The organism is Sphingomonas sp. GW821-FHT10F09 (assembly GCF_058809195.1).
In genome coordinates, this window is the sequence record NZ_JBXASI010000004.1 from 159,967 (window position 1) to 179,834 (window position 19,868).

At 67.9% G+C, this 19,868-nt stretch carries 22 protein-coding genes and 1 pseudogene; 13 read left to right on the forward strand and 10 right to left on the reverse strand.

Annotated features, from left to right (window positions below; all coding sequences use genetic code 11):
- Positions 1-6: 6 nt before the first annotated feature.
- Positions 7-522, reverse strand: a complete 516-nt coding sequence (locus tag AC1RTO_RS13570; RefSeq protein ID WP_293875999.1) for a YciE/YciF ferroxidase family protein — start codon at positions 520-522, stop codon at positions 7-9.
- Positions 523-690: 168 nt separating this feature from the next.
- Between AC1RTO_RS13570 and AC1RTO_RS13575 the strand changes: the two genes are divergently transcribed.
- From AC1RTO_RS13575 to AC1RTO_RS13605, 7 genes are all read left to right on the forward strand, one after another.
- A complete protein-coding gene (locus AC1RTO_RS13575) occupies positions 691-2,136 on the forward strand; it encodes a S41 family peptidase (RefSeq protein ID WP_493161352.1) in 1,446 nt (481 codons plus the stop codon).
- Positions 2,137-2,190: 54 nt separating this feature from the next.
- Entirely contained in the window at positions 2,191-2,940 is a 750-nt protein-coding gene (locus AC1RTO_RS13580; protein WP_493161353.1) for a sulfite exporter TauE/SafE family protein, read from the forward strand.
- A gap of 43 nt (positions 2,941-2,983) precedes the next feature.
- Positions 2,984-3,415 (forward strand): pyridoxamine 5'-phosphate oxidase family protein, encoded by a 432-nt coding sequence (locus AC1RTO_RS13585; protein ID WP_493161354.1) that lies wholly within the window; start codon positions 2,984-2,986, stop codon positions 3,413-3,415.
- Between the two features lie 26 nt (positions 3,416-3,441).
- Positions 3,442-3,750, forward strand: a complete 309-nt coding sequence (locus AC1RTO_RS13590; RefSeq protein WP_293875995.1) for an alkylphosphonate utilization protein — start codon at positions 3,442-3,444, stop codon at positions 3,748-3,750.
- Positions 3,751-4,440 carry a uracil-DNA glycosylase gene (ung, locus tag AC1RTO_RS13595; protein WP_493161355.1) on the forward strand — a complete coding sequence of 230 codons (690 nt, stop codon included), beginning with the start codon at positions 3,751-3,753 and terminating at the stop codon, positions 4,438-4,440.
- Between the two features lie 57 nt (positions 4,441-4,497).
- A complete protein-coding gene (locus tag AC1RTO_RS13600) occupies positions 4,498-4,782 on the forward strand; it encodes a DUF427 domain-containing protein (protein WP_493161356.1) in 285 nt (94 codons plus the stop codon).
- A gap of 72 nt (positions 4,783-4,854) precedes the next feature.
- On the forward strand, positions 4,855-4,998 hold the full coding sequence (locus AC1RTO_RS13605) for a DUF3892 domain-containing protein (protein WP_493161602.1): 144 nt from the start codon (positions 4,855-4,857) through the stop codon (positions 4,996-4,998).
- A gap of 52 nt (positions 4,999-5,050) precedes the next feature.
- Here the strand turns inward: AC1RTO_RS13605 and thiC are convergent, their stop codons facing one another.
- The 5 genes from thiC to AC1RTO_RS13630 all read right to left on the reverse strand — a co-directional run bounded on the left by thiC (position 5,051) and on the right by AC1RTO_RS13630 (position 11,718).
- Entirely contained in the window at positions 5,051-6,949 is a 1,899-nt protein-coding gene (thiC, locus tag AC1RTO_RS13610; protein WP_493161357.1) for a phosphomethylpyrimidine synthase ThiC, read from the reverse strand.
- Positions 6,950-7,200: 251 nt separating this feature from the next.
- Entirely contained in the window at positions 7,201-8,184 is a 984-nt protein-coding gene (locus AC1RTO_RS13615; protein WP_493161358.1) for a ferritin-like domain-containing protein, read from the reverse strand.
- 54 nt (positions 8,185-8,238) lie between these two features.
- Positions 8,239-9,354, reverse strand: coding sequence for a ferritin-like domain-containing protein (locus tag AC1RTO_RS13620; RefSeq protein WP_493161359.1), 1,116 nt, complete (start codon positions 9,352-9,354; stop codon positions 8,239-8,241).
- A gap of 227 nt (positions 9,355-9,581) precedes the next feature.
- Positions 9,582-10,691 carry a ferritin-like domain-containing protein gene (locus AC1RTO_RS13625; RefSeq protein ID WP_493161360.1) on the reverse strand — a complete coding sequence of 370 codons (1,110 nt, stop codon included), beginning with the start codon at positions 10,689-10,691 and terminating at the stop codon, positions 9,582-9,584.
- 13 nt (positions 10,692-10,704) lie between these two features.
- Positions 10,705-11,718 (reverse strand): ferritin-like domain-containing protein, encoded by a 1,014-nt coding sequence (locus AC1RTO_RS13630; RefSeq protein ID WP_493161361.1) that lies wholly within the window; start codon positions 11,716-11,718, stop codon positions 10,705-10,707.
- Positions 11,719-11,939: 221 nt separating this feature from the next.
- Here AC1RTO_RS13630 and AC1RTO_RS13635 point away from each other — a divergent pair, with 221 nt between their 5' ends.
- Both AC1RTO_RS13635 and AC1RTO_RS13640 read left to right on the forward strand, forming a co-directional pair.
- Positions 11,940-12,518 (forward strand): sigma-70 family RNA polymerase sigma factor, encoded by a 579-nt coding sequence (locus AC1RTO_RS13635; RefSeq protein ID WP_493161362.1) that lies wholly within the window; start codon positions 11,940-11,942, stop codon positions 12,516-12,518.
- Positions 12,519-12,528: 10 nt separating this feature from the next.
- A complete protein-coding gene (locus AC1RTO_RS13640) occupies positions 12,529-13,278 on the forward strand; it encodes an anti-sigma factor (protein ID WP_493161363.1) in 750 nt (249 codons plus the stop codon).
- Between the two features lie 80 nt (positions 13,279-13,358).
- Here AC1RTO_RS13640 and AC1RTO_RS13645 read toward each other — a convergent pair whose 3' ends face one another.
- From AC1RTO_RS13645 to AC1RTO_RS13660, 4 genes are all read right to left on the reverse strand, one after another.
- Positions 13,359-14,249: a MipA/OmpV family protein gene (locus tag AC1RTO_RS13645; RefSeq protein ID WP_493161364.1), complete on the reverse strand. Its 891-nt coding sequence runs from the start codon at positions 14,247-14,249 to the stop codon at positions 13,359-13,361.
- A 67-nt stretch (positions 14,250-14,316) separates the two neighbouring features.
- Entirely contained in the window at positions 14,317-14,733 is a 417-nt protein-coding gene (locus tag AC1RTO_RS13650) for a DUF2141 domain-containing protein (protein ID WP_493161365.1), read from the reverse strand.
- Positions 14,672-15,490, reverse strand: a complete 819-nt coding sequence (locus tag AC1RTO_RS13655) for a sterol desaturase family protein (RefSeq protein ID WP_493161366.1) — start codon at positions 15,488-15,490, stop codon at positions 14,672-14,674. Before AC1RTO_RS13655 ends, AC1RTO_RS13650 begins: the two co-directional genes overlap by 62 nt.
- Before the next feature lie 52 nt (positions 15,491-15,542).
- On the reverse strand, positions 15,543-16,049 hold the full coding sequence (locus tag AC1RTO_RS13660; protein WP_493161367.1) for a GNAT family N-acetyltransferase: 507 nt from the start codon (positions 16,047-16,049) through the stop codon (positions 15,543-15,545).
- Positions 16,050-16,127: 78 nt separating this feature from the next.
- Between AC1RTO_RS13660 and crtY the strand changes: the two genes are divergently transcribed.
- The 4 genes and pseudogenes from crtY to AC1RTO_RS13680 all read left to right on the forward strand — a co-directional run bounded on the left by crtY (position 16,128) and on the right by AC1RTO_RS13680 (position 19,823).
- Positions 16,128-17,294, forward strand: coding sequence for a lycopene beta-cyclase CrtY (crtY, locus tag AC1RTO_RS13665; protein ID WP_493161368.1), 1,167 nt, complete (start codon positions 16,128-16,130; stop codon positions 17,292-17,294).
- Positions 17,295-17,319: 25 nt separating this feature from the next.
- Positions 17,320-18,795 (forward strand): phytoene desaturase, encoded by a 1,476-nt coding sequence (locus AC1RTO_RS13670; protein WP_493161369.1) that lies wholly within the window; start codon positions 17,320-17,322, stop codon positions 18,793-18,795.
- A 95-nt stretch (positions 18,796-18,890) separates the two neighbouring features.
- Positions 18,891-19,136, forward strand: a pseudogene (locus AC1RTO_RS13675) (endonuclease domain-containing protein); the annotation flags it as partial.
- A 126-nt stretch (positions 19,137-19,262) separates the two neighbouring features.
- Positions 19,263-19,823 (forward strand): septal ring lytic transglycosylase RlpA family protein, encoded by a 561-nt coding sequence (locus AC1RTO_RS13680; RefSeq protein WP_493161603.1) that lies wholly within the window; start codon positions 19,263-19,265, stop codon positions 19,821-19,823.
- Positions 19,824-19,868: the final 45 nt, after the last annotated feature.

A 19,868-nucleotide genomic window follows, 5' to 3' on the forward strand; every position in this document is an offset into this window, starting at 1 on the left:
GGACGATCAGGCCGTGGCGAGTTCCGCCTGTGCGTTGATCCCGCCGGTGGCGAGCTGCGTCAGCTTGTCGTTGGTCGCCTTTTCCTCGTCGAGCGTCTGCTGCAGGATCGCGGCGCATTCGGTCTTGCCGAGCTGCTTCGCCCAGGTGATGAGCGTGCCGTAGCGGGCGATCTCGTAATGCTCGACCGCCTGCGCCGCGGCGGTCAGCGCCGCATCGAGCACCGCCTTGTCGCTGACCTCGCCGGCGACCTCGTTCGCTTCCTTGATGATGCCGTCGATCGCCGGGCAGGTGACGCCCTTGGGCTGCATGCCCTCGATCTCGAACACGCGGCGCAGGCGCTCGATCTGGCCTTCCGTCTCGCGCAGATGCTGTTCGAACCCCTGGCGCAGCTGAACGTCGGTGGCCTTGTCGATCATCTTGGGCAGCGCCTTGGTGATCTGCTGCTCCGCATAATAAAGGTCTTCGAGTTGATGGACATACAGGTCCTGGAACGTCGCGATATCCTTGCTGAACAAGCCCATGATCTGTCTCCGATGATGTTGGAACGTGAATCTGCCGAACGAGCGGCGCCGCCCGCAAGTTGCTGAAAAAACAGATGATCCACATTAGTGCCGACGTTCGGCCGGAGGCGATTGCCGTCCGGCCGGAGCGGGCATAGGTTCACCGCTCCGGGGTGCGGGAGAGAATCGGTGGCGGTACGGCGTTCGGTGGCGTTTCTTGCGTTGACGGCCCTGCTGGCGGGGTGCGGCGGCGGCGATGGTGGATCGTCGGGCGCGACCGCCACCGGCGGATCGCCGACCACGGGTACGCCGACCACGACCGTCGCCGCCGGCTGCACGCTTCGCGAGCGGCAGGACTGGGTCGCGGCGCAGGTGCGCGAATGGTATCTCTTCCCCGATACCCTGCCCGCCAGTCTCGACCCGACGCCGTACGGCAGCGTCGACACCTTTCTCGACGCGCTGACCGCGACCGCCCGGTCGCAGCGCAAGGACCGCTATTTCACCTATCTGACGTCGATCAAGGAAGAGACGGCCTATTACACCTCGGGCTCCAGCGCCGGCTTCGGCTGGCGGCTCGGGCTCGACAGCAACACGCGTCTCTACGTGACCGAGGCGTTCGAGGGCGCGCCCGCGTTGGCGGCGGGTATCGATCGCGGAGCGGAAATCCTGGCGATCGGCACCTCGGCGAGCAACCTGCGGACGGTGAGCAGCCTGTACAATGCCGGCGGCAACGCGCTGGGCGATGCGCTCGGGCCGGACACGACGGGGACGACCCGCAGCTTCCAGATCCGCGACGCCGCCGGCACGCGGACCGTCTCGGTCGCCAAGACCGACTTCACGCTGACGCCGGTATCCAGCCGCTATGGGGTGCAGATCATCGCCGACGGCGGCCAGCGCTACGGCTACGTCAACCTGCGCACCTTCATCGACACCGCCGATCCCGTGCTTCGCTCGGCCTTCGCACAGTTCCGGGCGCAGGGGATCACCAACCTCATCGTCGACCTGCGCTACAACGGCGGCGGGCTGGTCCGTACCGCGGAGCTGATGAGCAACCTGCTGGGTGCCAATCGCAGCACGTCGGAGGTGATGAGTTACACCACCTTCCGCAGCGAGAAATCGGCGGAGAATTCGACGACCTTCTTCGCGCCGCAGCCGCAATCGGTCGCGCCGACCCGGGTCGCCTTCATCGGCACCGGCGGCACCGCCTCGGCGAGCGAGTTCGTCATCAACGCCTTCATCCCCTACCTCCACGCCAATGCGGCGCTGATCGGCACCAACACCTATGGCAAGCCGGTCGGCCAGATCGCGCTCGACCGGGCGGCGTGCGACGACCGGCTGCGGGTGATCGCCTTCGCGCTGCAGAATGCGGCGCGGCAGGGCGCCTATTACGACGGGCTGGCGAACACGGTGGAGGCGAGCTGCCGCGCGGCGGACGACCTCGCTTATCCGATGGGCGATCCGCGCGAGGCGTCGACGCGCTCCGCGCTCGATTTCCTGCAGGGCAAGAGCTGCACGCGGATCGGCGCGTCCGCCAGTGCGGAAGCGCGGGCGCTGTCGGCGCCGGTGACCCGCGTCGCGCTGACGCCGTCCGGCGAAATGTCGACCGCGCAGCGCGAGGTGCCGGGGCTGTTCTGACGACGGCGGTCGCATGAGGTGACGCCGGGACGGCGAGCGGCTAGCGCGGCGATCATGCTTCACGACCCGCTGTTCCTGATCGTCGCCGCGACGGCGGTGATCCTCGTCGGCCTCGCCAAGGGCGGGCTGTCCGGACTGGGTGCGCTCGGTACGCCGTTGCTCGCGCTGGCGGTCGCGCCGGTACAGGCCGCCGCGATCCTGCTCCCCATCCTCGTCGTGCAGGATGCGGTGAGCGTCTGGGCGTTCCGGCGGACGTGGGACGGCTGGGTGATCGGCTGGATGCTGCCGGGTGCGCTGCTCGGCATCCTCGGAGGCTGGACGTTCGCGGAAGTGCTGCCGGGGCAGGCGGTGATGGCGATGCTGGGGGCGATCACCGCGGGTTTCGGCGCGTGGCGGCTGTGGATCGAACGCGGCGGGCGCGCGGTCGCCGCCTCGCGCTCGCCGGGCTGGGTCGGCAGCCTGTTCGGGATCGGCATGGGCTTCGCCAGCCAGATTGCCCATGCCGGCGGGCCGCCGTTCCAGATGTGGGTGGCGCCGCGCAAGCTGCCGCACGAACGCTTCGTCGGCACCGGTGCGATCCTGTTCGCCATCGTCAATTGGGCGAAGGTGCCGGCCTATCTGGCGCTCGGCGCGTTCGACCGTGCGACGCTGACCGCATCCGCGGCGCTGCTGCCGCTGGCGATCCTCAGCACGCTGGCGGGGGTTTGGCTGATCCGCCGGATGCGCCCGGCGCGCTTCTACATCCTCGTCTATCTGCTGATGGTGCTGCTCGGCGCGAAGCTGCTGTGGGACGGGATCGGCTGAGCGGCCCGGCGCGTTCACGTCTGCAACCACAAGGAGCGGATGCGTGACGAAAACCCTGGCCGATCTGTCGAAGGCGATGCGCGACATCGATTTCGCGATGCTCTCCACCCATACCGACGGCGGCGCGATCGCCGCGCGGCCGATGAGCAACAACCAGCAGGTCGATTACGACGGCGACAGCTATTATTTCACGATGGACGACACGCGCACCGTCGCCGACATCACCCGCGATCCGCAGGTCAGCCTCAGCTTCCTCGGCAAGAGCGGCCTGCTGGGCATGCGGCCGTTCTTCGTCGCGGTCGAAGGCCATGGCGATCTGGTCCGCGACACGGCGGCATTCGAGGAGCATTGGTCGCCGGACCTCGACCGCTGGTTCGAACGCGGCGCCGACACCCCCGGCCTCGTCATGATCCACGTCCGCGCCGCACGCCTGCATTACTGGGATGGAGAAGACGAGGGCGAGATTTCGCTGTAGGGCGCCCCTTTCGAAGGGGGATTACGATGCAGGATGACGACAGCTTCGTGTACGACGAGGCGAGCGGCGAATGGATCAGCGCGGCGGACGCTGCTGCGGCGGCCGCGTCTGCCGGAACGGGAGTCGAGGTGCGCGATGCCGTCGGCAACATATTGGCCGATGGCGACCAGGTGACGCTCATCAAGGACCTGACCGTCAAGGGCGCCGGACAGACGCTGAAGCGCGGCACGCTCATCAAGAGCATCCGCCTGACCGGCGATGCGCAGGAGATCGACTGCAAGTTCGACGGGATCAAGGGGCTGGTCCTGCGCGCCGAATTCGTGCGCAAGCGCTGAATGCGGCTGCGGATCGATCCGAGCTGGGAGGCTCCGCTGGCCGAGGCGCTGGCGCGGCTGCCGGCGCTGGATGCCTTCCTCGATGCGGAGGCCGGGGCGGGCAAGGCGATCTATCCGCCGGCCGAGGATCGCTTCCGCGCGCTGGAGCTGACGCCGCTCGACGCGGTGCGCGTCGTGATCCTTGGGCAGGACCCCTATCACGGCCCGGGGCAGGCGCATGGCCTCAGCTTTTCGGTCCGCCCCGGGGTGAAGGTGCCGCCGAGCCTCGCCAACATCTACAAGGAATTGCACGCCGACCTCGGCATCGCCCCGGTCGGCCACGGATGTCTGGAGCATTGGGCGCGGCAGGGCGTGCTGCTGCTCAACACGGTGATGAGCGTCGAGGGCGGCAAGGCAGCGTCGCATCGCGGGCGCGGCTGGGAGGCGTTCACCGACGCGATCATCCGCGCCGTCGCCGCCAAGCCGGACCCCGTGGTATTTCTCTTATGGGGCGCGCACGCACAGGCCAAGGCGGCGTTCGTGCGCGGCATCGATCAGGGTGGCGCGCATCTGGTCGTCAGCGCCCCCCACCCCTCGCCGCTGTCGGCGTACAAGGGCTGGTTCGGCAGCCGCCCCTTCTCACAGGCGAATGCCTTCCTGATCGCGCATGGCGCGCCACCGATCGACTGGACGCTGCCGCCGGCGCCGTGACCCGCATCCTTCGCGCCATGCCGGGGGTTCAACCCGCAGAGACAAGGAGAGACCGACATGACCGAAGCCTGGTGGAACGGCACGCGTATCGCTGCGAGCGACGACATCGTGACGGTGGAGGGCAACGCTTATTTCCCCCTCGCTGCAGTGGATGCGGCGGTGCTTCGGGACAGCGCGACGACCAGCGTCTGCCCGTGGAAAGGGACCGCGCATTATTACACGCTGGCGGTGGACGGCGCGGAGAACCGCGACGCGGCGTGGTATTATCCGGCACCGAAGGACGCGGCGCGGGAAATTACCGGGCGGGTGGCGTTCTGGAAGGGCGTCGACGTGCGGGGCTGATACGCCGATTCTATAAGGGCGCATCCGGGGCGGCCATACCTTTGAGGGTAGCGCCTCTTGGTATTGGTCGGATTGCTGAACACCTCTCCGGCATGCTTCCATGGCAATACCGTTCAGGTAATTGTAGCGCGTAGCGTGTCGGGCAACAAATATCTCAAGACGCAGAACGACGGAGAGCAGCCTAACAATCTGCTCAGCCTGCCGGAATGCCCATAATAAACGATCGATTGCCAAAGCGGCCCCGTCTTCACGACGGGGCCGCAAAGCGTCACTCCGCCGCAGGCAGGTAAACCTCGCTGCCCTTCTCGCGGAACCGCTCGCTCATCTGCGCCATGCCGGCTTCGGCATCCGCCACCGAGCCCGTGCCATTCGCAAACAGCGCGCGGTCCGCGTCAGCCTCGTCGGCCGCGAGGAACGTATCCGCCGGGGCGTTCTGCTTCGCAGCGAAGTCGCGGACTTCCTGCGTGATCTTCATCGAGCAGAATTTGGGGCCGCACATCGAACAGAAATGCGCGGTCTTGGCGCCTTCTGCCGGCAGGGTCTGGTCATGGTAGGATTCGGCCGTATCGGGGTCGAGGCTCAGGTTGAACTGGTCGCGCCAGCGGAAGTCGAAGCGGGCGCGGGACAGCGCGTCGTCGCGCATCTGTGCGGCGGGGTGGCCCTTGGCGAGATCGGCGGCATGGGCGGCGAGCTTGTAGGTGACGACTCCGACCTTGACGTCGTCGCGGTCCGGCAGGCCGAGATGCTCCTTGGGGGTGACGTAACACAGCATCGCGGTGCCGTACCAGCCGATCATCGCGGCGCCGATGCCGCTGGTGATATGGTCATAACCCGGCGCGATGTCGGTGGTGAGCGGCCCGAGCGTGTAGAAGGGTGCCTCGCCGCACACTTCCAGCTGCTTTTCCATGTTCTGCTTGATCTTGTGCATCGGCACGTGGCCGGGCCCTTCGATCATGACCTGCACGTCCTGCGCCCAGGCGCGGTGGGTCAGTTCGCCGAGCGTGTAGAGCTCGCTGAACTGCGCCTCGTCGTTGGCATCGGCGATTGATCCCGGGCGCAGGCCGTCGCCGAGGCTGTAGGCGATGTCATAGGCCTTCATGATCTCGGTGATCTCGTCGAAGCGCTCGTAAAGGAACGATTCCTTGTGATGCGCGAGGCACCATTTCGCCATGATGCTGCCGCCGCGCGACACGATGCCGGTAACGCGTTTCGCCGTCATCGGGATGTAGGGCAGGCGGACGCCGGCGTGGATCGTGAAATAGTCGACGCCCTGTTCGGCCTGTTCGATCAGCGTGTCGCGGAAGATCTCCCACGTCAGATCCTCGGCAATGCCGCCGACCTTTTCGAGCGCCTGATAGATGGGGACGGTGCCGATCGGCACGGGGCTGTTGCGGATGATCCATTCGCGCGTGTCGTGGATGTTGCGCCCGGTGGACAGGTCCATGACCGTGTCCGCGCCCCAGCGGATCGACCAGACGAGCTTGTCTACCTCTGCCGCGACGTTACTGGCGACCGCGGAATTGCCGATGTTGGCGTTGATCTTGACGAGGAAGTTGCGACCGATCGCCATCGGTTCGGATTCGGGGTGGTTGACGTTGTTGGGGATGATCGCACGGCCGCGCGCCACTTCGTCGCGGACGAATTCGGGTGTCACGTAATCGGGGATCGCCGCGCCGAAGCTTTCGCCGTCGCGCTTGTAATCCTTCAGCATCTCGCGTCCCAGATTCTCGCGGGTCGCGACATATTCCATCTCGGGCGTGATGATGCCGCGGCGGGCATAATGCATCTGGCTGAGGTTCATTCCCGCCTTCGCGCGCAGCGGGCGGCGGACGGTGTTGGGGAATTGCGGCACGCCGCCGGACCGGTCCGGGCCGAGCTGGCCGTTGTCTTCGGGGCGCAACTCGCGGCCGTCATAGGCCTCGACGTCACCGCGCGCCTCGATCCACTGCCGGCGCAGCTGCGGCAGGCCCGCCATGATGTCGATGCGGGCGTCGGGATCGGTATAGGGGCCCGAGGGGTCGTAGACGCGCAACGGTGGTTCGCCCGACGACGGGTCGAGATGGATCTCGCGCATCGCGACGCCGAGCGGACCGACATGGACCTTTTTCGATCCGCGAATGGGACCGGTGGTGACGCCGATTTCGGTGCGGGCAGGAACGTCGGCCATGTGTCGTCTCTCCAGTATCGGAGCGAGGACGGATCACGGGTGGCGACCGCTCCCTCCCTCCGCCGGTGTCAACCGGATCAGGTTCAGCGGGTCGAAGGCTGCGGCCTTCCTCTCAAGCGCGGCATCGGACCCGTCAAAGCAACAGTTTGAAGGGACCCGGTTAGCGCTCCCCCGGGGATAGCGCGGTTGTACGCGCTTCGGAGACATGCGCCAACGAAAAAGGGCCGCCCGGCGGGGCGGCCCTCGATCGCTCAGCCGCTGGCGGCGGAGGTGCGAATGTTGCCGGCGATGCCGGAGGGGAAGAACCCGCCCGCGGCGACCGCTGCCTTGTTGAGATAGACGATGTTGAGCACCTGCCCCGTCGAGCGACTGTAGGCGAGGCCGTTCGTGTCGGCGGGCACGATGTTCGCGGTCGTCGCGTCGCCGATGGCCTGATCGATGTCGCTGGCGCCGTCGAGGCTGTCGCGGGCATCGGAGATCAGGCGGGCGTTGGTGAAGATCGACGGGGCGTCGATGCCCTTGCGGTACAGCACCGAGCGGATCAGCCCGGCGTGATAGCTTTCGGTGGCAAGGATGCCGGCCGCCGCCTCGATGAAGGTCTTGTTGCCGATCAGTGGCGAGGCGCCCTTGTAGGCGGAGACACCGACATCCTCGAACAGATAGGCGCCAAGCAGGAAGTTGATGTCGTTGGCGTAGGGATTGAACACGTCGCTCGCCCCGACGACGTTGGCGGCGCGGGCCGCGGCGGTAAAGGCACCGGTCGCGTCGCCGGCGATGTTGATCGCGGGCATCGCCACTGCCGAGCCGCCGAGGACGGTCTTGAGGAAGGTGACGTGCTGCACCTCGTCGAGCGCGATCTCGCGCGCATATTGCGCGACGATCGGGTCGGAGAAGGGCACCGCCGCGCCGCCGGTGACCGTGCCGACGGTGCCGACGCCACTGGTCAGCCCTGCGGACAGCGGCTGGCCGAACGCCGCCCAGCTGTAGAATTGCGCCTCGAGATATTCGAGATTGAGCGCGAAGTTGAGGATGTCGGCATCCGCGGCGACCGACGTCGCCGTCGAACTGGGCGATGGCGTCGGCGTCGGGTCGTCACCGTCGCTGCCGCAGGCGGCGAGCAGGGCGAGGCCGCCGGCCGAGGCAGCAGCACCGCCGGCATAGCGCAGGAAGTTGCGGCGTTCGGCACGGCGGGCGGCGATCGCGTCAAGGATGGTGTCGGTCGGAAGGTCGGTCATCGGGTTCAATCCCCTGAATGCTTTGAAGAACGCAGCTGGCGGATCAGCGCCGGATCAGGAGACGGTGGCCGCCTTGATCGTGCCGTTGAGGCCGGACGGGAAGAACCCGCCCGCGCTCGTCGCCGCGGCGTTCAGATAGACGATGTTGAGCACCTGATTGGGGCTGCGGCTGTAGGCGATGCCGTTCGCGTCGGTCGGCATGATGTTCGACACCGCGAAGGTCGGCGTCGGCGTCGCGGTCGCCGTGGGCGTTGGGGTCGGTGTGGGCGTCGGCGTCGCAGTGGCGGTCGCCGTCGGCGTCGGGGTGGGCGTCACCTGGCCCGGCGCGGCGCTGGTGCCCGGCGTGATGCCCTGGTCGATCTCGGTCCCGCCGTCGAGGCTGTCGCGCGCGTCGGACACCGACTGGACCTGCGCGATCAGCGTCGATCCCGTCGCGATGCCCTTGCGGTACAATTCGGTGCGGATCGTCGCGGCGTGATACGCCTCGACCGCCAGGATGCCGGCCGCCGCCTCGATATAGGTCCTGGTCAGCAGCGGCGCCGCGCCCTTGTAGGCCGTAACGCCGACATCCTCGAAGATGAACGCGCCGAGCAGGAACGTCTCGTCGTTGAGGTAAGGATTGAACGTCTGGCCCGCGGTGATGAGCTTGGCGGCGACCGCGGCGGCGGAAAAGGCGCTGTTCGGCCCGACCGAAATGTCGATCACCGGCTGTGCGACCGCGACCGTGCTGCCGAGCGCGTTGCGCAAATAGGTGACGTGAGCGAGCTCGTCGGCGGCAATCTCTCGGGCGTAACGCGCGATTACCGGATCGCTGAACGGCACCTGCGCACCGCCGCGCACCGCGCCGGGCGTTCCCGCACCCGTCAGCAGGTTCGCGGGCAGGCCGGCGCCGGTGGTGGCATAGGCGTAATATTGCGCCTCGAGATATTCGAGGTTGAGCGCAAAGTTGAGGATGTCCGGATCGGTATAGACCGGGGTTGGCGTCGGTGTCGGCGTCGCCGTCTGCGCTCGCGCCTGATCGGCCAGCGTCAGCGCGGACGCCCCCGCGGCGGTGACCGCCATGGCGCCGATCGCGGTCTTGAAGAAATCGCGACGCTGTTCGCGACGCGCGACGCGGGCGTCGAGCGCCGCGGTCAGGATGGCGCTGTCGATATCGGTACGGGCGGTCATTACTCGGGTTCTCCCCATCGCGCGGGCGGTTTGCGCGCCGCCCAGGATAGCCCTGCCGTTCCGCATCCCGCCCGGTGCGTCAACCCCGACCGCGCCGGAATCGGCCGATCGGACGGACCAAGCGGAGGAACCGCCAACGAAAAATCCTCCCCCGACGCCCGTAAGGGCATCGAAGGAGGATCGATCATCGGCGCGCCAGGAGGGTGGCGCGCCGAAGGCGGGGACGATCAGCCGAGACCGACGGTGAAGGCCGGGTTCGGGTTGTTGGTGCCGGCAGGGAAAAAGCCGCCGCTGGTGCGGTTGGCGCCGGTGGCGTTGAGGTAGACGATATTGTGCACCTGTTGGGTGGTGCGGCTGTAGGTGAGGCCATTCACATCGGTCGGTACGATGTTCGACACGCCGGTCGCGAGGACACCGATGTTGGTGCCGCCGATCCCCTGGTCGGTATCGCCCGTACTGGCAGTGGTGCCGTCCGGCGAGGCGCTGCCCGCGGTCGGCGTGGTGCCGCCCGCCAGCGTTCCCGTGGCAGTGCCGTCGGCGGCATCGCGCAGGTTCGAGATCTGCTGCGCCTGAGTGATGAGGTCGCGGTTGGTGACCCCCCGAGCGTAGAGGATCGTGCGGACCAGACCGGCGTGATAGGCCTCCGCCGCGAGAATTCCCGCCGCCGCATCGAGATACATCGCCGAGATGACCGGCGATGCGCCCTTGTAGGCGGTGACGCCGACGTCCTCGAAGATATAGGCGGCGAGCAGGAAGTTGGTCGGGTTGAGATAGGGATCGAACGTCGCCGTCGCGCCCGAGATCACGCCCGCCGCACGCGCCGCCGCCGAGAAGGCGCCGTCCGCGGTGCCGGAGATGTTGATCGCCGGCTGCGCCACCGCCGCACTGCCGAGCGCGGTACGCAGATAGTTGACGTGCGCGATCTCGTCATAGGCGATCTCGCGCGCATATTGGCCGATCAGCGGATCGCCGCTGAAGTCGACCGCGCGCGGGAAGCCGGCACCCGAACCGGTCACCACCGACCCCTGCGTGCCGGTGCCGGTCAGCGATGCGGCCGGCAGGCCGGTGCCGAAGGCGGCATAGCTGTAGAATTGCGCTTCCAGATATTCGAGGTTGAGCGCGAAGTTGAGCACGGCGACGTCGGTGCTGACCGCCGGCGTGGGGGTCGGCGTCGGGAACGGCGTCGACATGGCATCGTCGTCACCGCATGCGGCGAGCAGCGACAGACCACCGACGGCGGCGACGCCGCCGACCGCGGTCTTCATGAAGGCTCGGCGCGCGTTGCGACGGGCGGTGGTCTTTTCGATGATCTCGAGGATCGATGTCTCGTGGGTCATAATCTCGCTCCCCTCAGTTCGCGCCGCTGGAGCGGATCGCAGTGTTGCCGTTGTTGATGCCGTTGGGGAAGAACCCGCCTGCGGTCACCGATCGGGGATTGAGGTAGACGACGTTAAGCACCTGCGCCGGGGTCCGGCTGAAGGCGAGCCCGTTGGTATCGAGCGGCACGATGTTCGACACGGTCTGGCCCGACACCGTCGTCGGCGAGATGCCTTGGTCGAGATCGGTGGTGCCGTCGACCGAATCGCGCAGGTTCGAGATCGCGTCGGGGTTGGTGCGCAACGCCGGCACGGTCAGGCCGCGCGCATAGAGCGCGGTGCGGACGATCGCGGCATGATAGGCCTCGACCGCGAGGATGCCGGCGGCCGCCTCCAGATAGGTCTTGTTGTTGATGAGCGCGCCGGCCGCACCCTTGTAGGCGGTGACGCCGACGTCCTCGAAGATGAAGGCCGCCTGCAGGAAGCTGTTGTCGTCGGCATAAGGATCGAAGCCGGTCAGCGGCGGCGTCGTGCTGGCCGCCGCGGCGGCGAAGGCGCCGCCGGCGGCGCCCGAGATGTTGATCGTCGGCTGCGCGGCGATCAGCGCGTCGCTGGTACCGGTGCCGCGGATCGCGGCGCGCAGGAAGGTGACGTGGGCGATCTCGTCCTGCGTGATCTCACGCGCATAGGCGGCGATCGCGGGATCCGTGAAATTGACGCGGCGAGCCGATCCGGCACCCGTACCGGTGACGACCGCACCCTGCGTGCCGACGCCGCCGGTGAGCAGGTTGTTGGGCAACCCCTGTCCGGTCGAGGCGTAGCTGTAGAATTGCGCCTCGAGATATTCGAGGTTGAGCGCGAAGTTGAGCACGTCGACTTCCGACGGACCGGTCGTCTGCGCCTGCGCTTCGCTGGCCAGCGACATCGCCGCGGCACCGGCGGTGGCGACCGCCGCCATGCCCATCACGTTCGTAAAGAAACCGCGGCGTTCTTCGCGCCGCCTCGCCCGGGCGTCGAACGCCTCGATGATCTGATCCGTCTGGGTCATGGTCAGCAACCTCCCTCACCTTAGTCGGTCGCACCGCCGTCGTTCCGCCACCCTGACGAGCCGATCCACGGGAAACCACCGGCAGCTACGCGCCGGATGCGGGAAAAGATGCCAGCAACAAAAAGAAAAACATTGATCTCAACACGTTGCAACGCAGCAAATATCCGGGCCCACGCGCGGATGTATTGCGACGCCGGTCAACTGCGGCTAGCCTTTCGTCCGTGCCGCACCCCGATCATCCCCGTCTTGATACCGCCCGGGCGGCATTGGTCGAGGCGTTGATCCGCACCGGCCGACACGATCGCGACGCCTTTCGCGACGTCTATGCGATGACGTCCGCGAAGCTTTTCGGGATCTGCCTGCGTATCTGCGTTGACAGGCAAGGTGCCGAGGACGTGCTGCACGACGTGTATCTTACGATCTGGAACCGGGCGGACGGCTATCAGCCGGGACGCGCGAGTCCGATTTCCTGGCTGGCGACAATCGCGCGCAACCGCGCGATCGACTGGCGCCGGCGCCAGGGCCGCGGGCGCGTCGCCCCGCTGGACGAGGCCGACAGGGTCGCCGACGGCGCGCCGCGACAGGATGATGCGCTGCTGGCCGAGGAGGCGCATGCCCGGCTGCACGAATGCCTGGAGGGGATCGAAAGCCGCCAGCGCGGCGCGATCCGCAGTGCCTTCTTCGGCGGGCTGACCTATGCCGAGCTGGCCGAGCGGCAGGCGGTGCCGCTGGGGACGATGAAATCCTGGGTGCGACGCGGCCTGCTGGCGTTGCGGGGGTGCCTCGATGCCGGCGCCTGAAGACCCAACCATGGCCGATTCCGGCATGCCCGATCCCGATATGATGGCGGCCGAACTGGCGCTGGGCGTGCTGGAGGACGACGAGCTCGCCGTCGCGCTGCGCCGGCTGGTGCACGAGCCGGCGTTCGCCGCGGAGGTCGAGCGGTGGCGCGACTGGCTGGCGGCGCTGTTCGCGGACTGGCCGGCGGTGGATACGCCCGCCGGGATGGCGGCGCGGATCGAGGCGTCGATCGACCGGTCGCAGAGCGGTGGCGTGGCCGGTGACGCGGGGGCAGGTGACGCGGGAGCGGCGAACGACAACCAGCGGCGGTGGCGGATGCTGGCGCTGGTGGCAAGCATCGCGGCCTGCCTGTTGCTGGCGGTGACGACGATGCTGGCGCTGCGGCCGGCACCCGTACCGGTGCGCATCCCCGTGCCGGTCGCAGGGCCGGCACCGCTGATCGCGGCGATGGCGCCGACCGGCGCGGGCACACCGGTCGCCGCCGCTTACGATCCCGCGAGCGGCACGGTGCGCATCGCCGGTGCGGTCGACGTGCCGGCCGGGCGCTCGGCCGAACTGTGGGTGATCCGCGGCACCGACGCGCCGCGTTCGCTGGGTGTTGTCGCGGATGCGACGCGGGCCGAGCTGACCGTACCGGCCGCCTTGCGCGACGTGATCGGGGTGGATGCGGTGCTGGCGATCTCGATCGAGCCGGCCGGTGGTTCGCCGACCGGTGCACCGACCGGACCGGTGGTGGCGGCAGGCAAGCTTAGCGGGTGACCGGACGAGCCCCGGAACGGGTCCAGGGCGTCGCGGGGTGACCGGGCGGGGCGCGTCGATCCGTCCCCGCCCCGTCGTCGTCAGAAGGTGTAGGCGAGCCCGACCGCGCCGAGCCACTGGTTCTTCGACCCGGCGATACCGACCAGCGGGCTGTCGGCGAAGTCGTTGAGCATGCGGCGATAGGTGCCGCCGGCGACGACCTTGAACCCCTTGAGCAGATTGCCGGTCAGCGAATAGGTGGCGAGGCCGCCGAGCGTATAATTCTTCCAGCCGCCGCGCGCATTGTAGCTGGGCAGGCCGCTGGCGATCGTCTGCGTCGGCGACACCGAGAAATAGGTGGTCGCATAGCCGCGGCCGGCACGCTCGGCCGTACCGAACAGCGCCACCGCCGCCTTGGTGCTGAGCGGCGTGATATAGTTGACGCTCGGCTGCCAGATGCCGCTGTCGTGTGCGTTGCTGACGTCGTGGCGATAGCTGACCGTCACCGACAATTTGTCGTACGGGCTGGTGATGACGCCGGTCTTGCCGATGCCGACATAGCCGCCCAGTTCGATTGCGGTATCGACCTTGCCGAGTGCGCGGACGCGGGGATCGTCGATGTTCTTGAGGCTGTTGCGGTTGAAGTTGACCACGCCGATCGGGCCTGCCTGCAGGTCCCAGGTCGTTCCCGGCCGATTGGGGATCAGGTCGACGCTCAGCCGGTTGCCGGCGAGCGTGAAGCTGAAGCCCTTGATCGAGCCGATCGCGGCGGGTGCGGGCGTCCAGCGATAGTCGTTCGAGCCTTCGTAATCGGTCAGGTAGACCCCGGCGGCGCCGATGGTGACCGAATCACGATCAAGGTCGAATTCGGCCGCGGTGTTCGCGACCGACCCGGTGCCGGGCGGGACGCCCTGAAGGTCCTGCGCGAACGCCGGGGCGGTAAACGTGACGGCAGCCGCGAGCGCGAGCGGCAGGAAGATCTTGGCGGACAAAGGGGAGGCTCCAAACCTGTTACGAGGCCGTAACGCGGTCAGGTCCGTTATTATCCGGTCGATTGTGTCAGAAGATGTAACGCATCGTGATCTGTTGCTGATTTGCATCACTGGTCACCGCGAAGCGGGCGGCGGCGAAGCGCGGCGGCCCGAAGCGGATCGCGGGATTGCGCGAGAAGCCGAAGCCTTCCTTGGGGATGCCGGCAAAGGTGTCCAGCTTGGCGTTGCCGTTTTCGTCGTGGATCACCGCGACCGCATAATTGCCGAGCGGCAGGCCGTCGAAGCGCATCGCATGTGCGCCGGCCGGGACCGAGCGGGTGACGGCATCGGCATCGTCAACGCAGGCGGGGAAATTGTCCGGGTCCGCAGTCAGGCAGACGCGCAGCATCCCCTTGGCCGAGCGCATGTGATCGACGCCGACGTCAAGCCGCGCGATCGGCGCCGCGCCGAGGACCAGCGCCGCCGCCGGCAGCAGCGCGGTCATCCGCAACGCCATGGTGACGGGCCGCCGCCCGGGCGTGCGTGCGTGCGAAGTCGCCGATGCCGCGATCGGTGCCGCACAAACGATCCCAGAAACGGAAGTAGAGCCCATAATTGCATCCATATTGTTCATGGTGGCGTTGGTGATGACTGGCGGTGATAAGCCATCCCCCCAATGGCCCCCGCCACATGAATCTCGGAAAAACTTCCCAGCCCATGTGATTGGTCACGCCCATAACCGTCATGACCGCCAGCACGAAGCCCAGAGCGCCGACATGGATCGGAATTACCAGCACCAGTAGCGGAATTGCCACAGCGCCGGTCACCGCCTCCAGCGGGTGAAACGCCATCGCCGCCCAGGCGGTCGGCGGGCGGCTGGCGTGATGGACGGCGTGCGCCGCCCGGAACACCGCCGGCCGGTGCATCCAGCGATGCGTCCAGTAGAACCATGTATCGTGGAGAAACAGATAGATGCCGACCGACACCGGCAGATACCAGAGCGGGAAGGCGTGGACGTCCTCATAGATCCGCGTCCAGCCGTGCGCCTTCCACCCCCAGGCGAGCACGCCGGCGGGGATGCCGTAGATCGCCGCCGAGGCGAGACTCCACGCGACCTCGCGCCGCATCTGCGCGTCGAGCCCGGTGTAGAGGCCGGGGTGGCGCACCCGCGTCGCCGCCGCGAAGGCGCCCGAGACGATCAGATAGCGCACGCCGACGATCAGCGTCATCGCCAGCGCGGACAGGGTGATCGCGATCAGCATGGCGGCGAGCTTAGCCGAGTTCGGCGCGCGGGGATACACGCTGCCCGGCGGGTCAGCGTTCGAACACCAGCGTCGGATGATCGCGATAGCGCGCTTCGCGCACCTGGACATAGCCGAGCCGCGCCGCCAGCCGGAGCGAGGGCGCATTGCCCGGATCGATGATGCAGGTGGTGCGTGCGATCCCCTGCCCCGTCGCCCAGGCGAGGATCGCGGCGAGCGCCTCCGCCGCATAGCCCTTGCCGTGCGCCGCCGGGGCCAGCGCCCAGCCCATCTCCGGCCACGCCAGCGGCGGATCGATCGCCCGGCGCGATTCGAGCAGCCCCGCCTCGCCGGCCAGCGCGCCGTCGGCATCGCGCAGCACCCAGCTGCCATAGTCGAACAGCTGCCACTGACCGACCGAGCGGAGCAGGCGCAGCCACACGTCCTCGCGCGACCGGGGCACGCCGCCGATCATCGCATAGACCGCGGGGTCGCCCCACATCGCGGTCAGATCGTCGAGGTCCCCGGGCGCGTGGCCGCGCAGGATCAAGCGGTCGGTGCGGAGCGTCGGCACGGTCATGGCCCCATGTGTAAGTCGTGCGGCGGGCATGCGAAACCCGGTTCTCGCACGGAACGCTTTGGGCTAGGCGCGACGACGATGGGTAGGACGATCCCTTGCGACGTGGCGATCGTCGGCGGCGGGCTGGCGGGCGGCCTGATCGCGCTCGCGCTGCGGGCGAAGCGCCCCGATCTCGACGTGCGGATTGTCGAGGGCGGGACGACGCTGGGCGGCGATCACGTCTGGTCGTTCTTCGGCAGCGACGTCGCCACCGCCGACCGCTGGCTGGTGTCGCCGTTGGTGGTGCATGCGTGGCGCGGCTATGACGTCGCCTTTCCGAACCTGACGCGGCAGATCGACGCGACCTATTATTCGCTGACCAGCGAGCGGTTTGACGCGGTCGTGCGCACGGCACTGCCCGCGCATGCGGTGATGACGGGCCGGAAGGTGCTGGCGGCGTCGGCGACAGCGGTGGTGCTCGCCGACGGCGACCGGATCGAGGCGAAGGGGGTGATCGACTGCCGCGGGCCGGGCGACCTGTCGGTGCTCGAACTCGGCTGGCAGAAGTTCGTTGGACAGGAACTGGCGCTGGCGCAGCCGCATGGCGAAACGGGGCCGCGGGTGATGGATGCGACCGTCGCGCAGATCGACGGCTATCGCTTCGTCTATTGCCTGCCCTTCGCCGAGGACCGCATGTTCGTCGAGGACACCTATTACAGCGACACGCCGGGGCTGGACGGGACCGCGATCGGCGGGCGGATCGCCGATTACGCGCGCAGCCGGGGCTGGCAGGTCGATGCGGTGGTGCGCGGCGAGGCGGGCGTGCTGCCGATCACTTTGGGGGGCGATTTCGAGGCCTATTGGCGCTCGACCGGCGCCAACGTCGCCAAGGCGGGGATGCGCGCCGGGCTGTTCCAGCCGGCGACCGGCTATTCGCTGCCCGACGCGGTGCGACTGGCCATCGGGCTCGCCGGCGAGGCGGATCTGTCGGGTGCGGCGCTGGCGCGCTTTACCTATGGCCATGCGCGGGCGGCGTGGCGGCGGGGGGCCTTCTATCGCATGCTCAACGCGATGATGTTCCGCTCCGGCGATCCGGCGGAACGTTGGCGCATCATCGAGCGCTTCTACCGGCTGGACCCGATGCTCATCACCCGCTTCTATGCCGGGCGGTCGAGCTTCAAGGACAAGGCGCGTATCCTGACGGGCAAGCCACCGGTGCCGGTGGCCAGCGCGATCAGGGTGTTGCGGACGACCGCGTGGCGCTGAGCCACCGACAGGGATGGAAACGAATATGAAGTCGGCGATCGTCATCGGAGCGGGATTCGGCGGATTGGCGCTGGCGATCCGGCTGCAATCGGCAGGGGTGCAGACCACCATCGTCGAATCGCGCGATAAACCGGGCGGTCGAGCCTATTATTGGGAGCGCGACGGCTTCACCTTCGACGCCGGCCCCACCGTTATCACCGATCCCGCCTGCCTGCAGGAATTGTGGTCCCTGACCGGGCGCGACATGGCCGAGGACGTGACGCTGCAACCGGTGACGCCCTTCTACCGGCTCAACTGGCCCGACGGCACCAATTTCGACTATACCAACGACGAACCGCTGCTGCAGCGCGAGATCGGCAAGCTCAACCCGGCCGACATCGCAGGCTATCACAAGTTCCTCGAATATGCCGAAGGCGTGTACCGCGAGGGCTATGAGAAGCTCGGCCATGTCGCCTTCCTCGACTTCGCGTCGATGATAAAGGCGGCGCCGGCGCTGGCGAAATACCAGGCGTGGCGCTCGGTCTATTCGATCGTGTCCAAATATGTGCAGAACGAGAAGCTGCGCGAGGCGCTGAGCTTCCATACCCTGCTGGTCGGCGGCAATCCGATGACGACCAGCGCGATCTATGCGCTGATCCACAAGCTGGAGCGCGACGGGGGCGTCTGGTTTGCCAAGGGTGGCACCAACCGGCTGGTCGCCGGGCTGGTCGCGCAGTTCCAGCGGATCGGCGGCACGCTGCGGCTCGGCGATCCGGTCACCGCGATCGAGACGCTGGGCGACCGGGTGACCGGCATCCGCTGCGCCAGCGGCTGGAGCGGCGAAGCCGATGCGGTCGCGGCGAACAGCGACATCATGCACACCTATCGCGACCTGCTGTCGACCTCGCGCAGCGCGCAGCGGACGAAGGCGCGGCTGGAGCGCAAGAGCTATTCGCCGTCGCTGTTCGTCGTCCATTTCGGCATCAAGGGCGCCTGGCCCGGCATCCCGCACCACATGATCCTGTTCGGCCCGCGCTATAAGGGGCTGCTCGAGGACATCTACGACCATGGCGTGCTGTCGGAGGATTTCTCGCTCTACCTCCACCACCCGACCGTCACCGACCCGTCGATGGCGCCCGAGGGACATTCGACCTTCTATGCGCTGGCGCCGGTGCCGCACATGGGCAAGTTCCCGGTCGACTGGAACGAGGTCGGCCCGATCCTCGAAAAGCGTATCCTCGACGAGGTCGGCCGGCGGCTGATCCCCGACATCCACGAGCGGATCGTTACCAAGTTCAGCTATGCGCCGAACGACTTCGCCACCGACCTGAAGGCGCATCTGGGCAGCGCGTTCAGCCTCGAGCCGGTGCTGACGCAGAGCGCCTATTTCCGCGTCCACAACCGCGACGATGCGATCCCGAACCTGTATTTCGTCGGTGCGGGCACGCATCCGGGCGCGGGAATTCCGGGCGTGGTGGGAAGCGCCAAGGCGACCGCGGCGCTGATGTTGGGCGGGCGGTGAGAGCCTCCCCTCCCTGACCAGGGAGGGGCCGGAGGTGGGTTGCTCTCCGCATGGCAATCGGCCAGCCTCGGGCGATGCCGCGGATCGCCCCTCGCATGACCGCCAATGCACGCGCGCTGCGTACCAACGCGACCGAGGCCGAGCGATTGATATGGCTGCGCCTCTGGTCCTTTCGCCCGCGGTTGACCCGGCAGCTTCCGGTCGGGCGCTATATCGTCGATCTCGCCTGCCGCAGCGCGAAGCTGGCGGTCGAGTTCGACGGGAGCCAGCATGCCGATCATGCAGCCGATGTGACGCGGACAGTGTTTCTGGAAGGCCTCGGCTGGCGTGTCATCCGCTTCTGGAATTCCGATATGGTGGGCAATCCGGATGGCGTGGCAGCAGCGATTCTGGCAGCCGTCGAGGCATACGGCGGGCCAACCCACCCCCGGGCCCCTCCCTTCCCGGGAGGGGAGAGGGAGGGACGCATGACGCTCAGGCATAAACTCGGCCTTCCGGCCCTCGCCCTCTCGCTCGCACTCGCGGCCTGCGGTGGCCGGTATCGGCCGGTGAGCGATTCTCCGGTCACGATCGGGCGGCCCTATACCGTCCGTGGCGTCACCTATACGCCAGCCGCCGCGCCGACGTATGACGCGCTCGGGTTGGCGGGCTGGTACGGGAACGAGTCCGGCGACCGCACCGCCAATGGCGAGAAATTCCGAGCCAAGGCGGTCACCGGTGCGCATACCACCCTTCCTCTGCCGAGCTATGTCGAGGTGACGTCGCTGGACACCGGCCGGACGATCCTCGTCCGCGTCAACGATCGCGGACCGTTCGCGCGCGGGCGGATCGTCGATCTGTCACGCGGCGCGGCCGATCTGCTCGGCATCCGTGCGGTCGGCACCGCGGCGGTGCGGGTGCGGCGGGTCGATCCGCCGGAGCGCGACCGCGCGCGGTTGCGCGACGGCAAGGCCTCCGCCGCGCGGCCCGATGCGCCGGCCGGCGAGCTCGCCGCGCTGCGCGATCGCTGGCGAACGGGCGCGCGATGAAGCGGTGCAGGCGATCTTGCCCGCGCCGATCCATCGGCGTAGCGG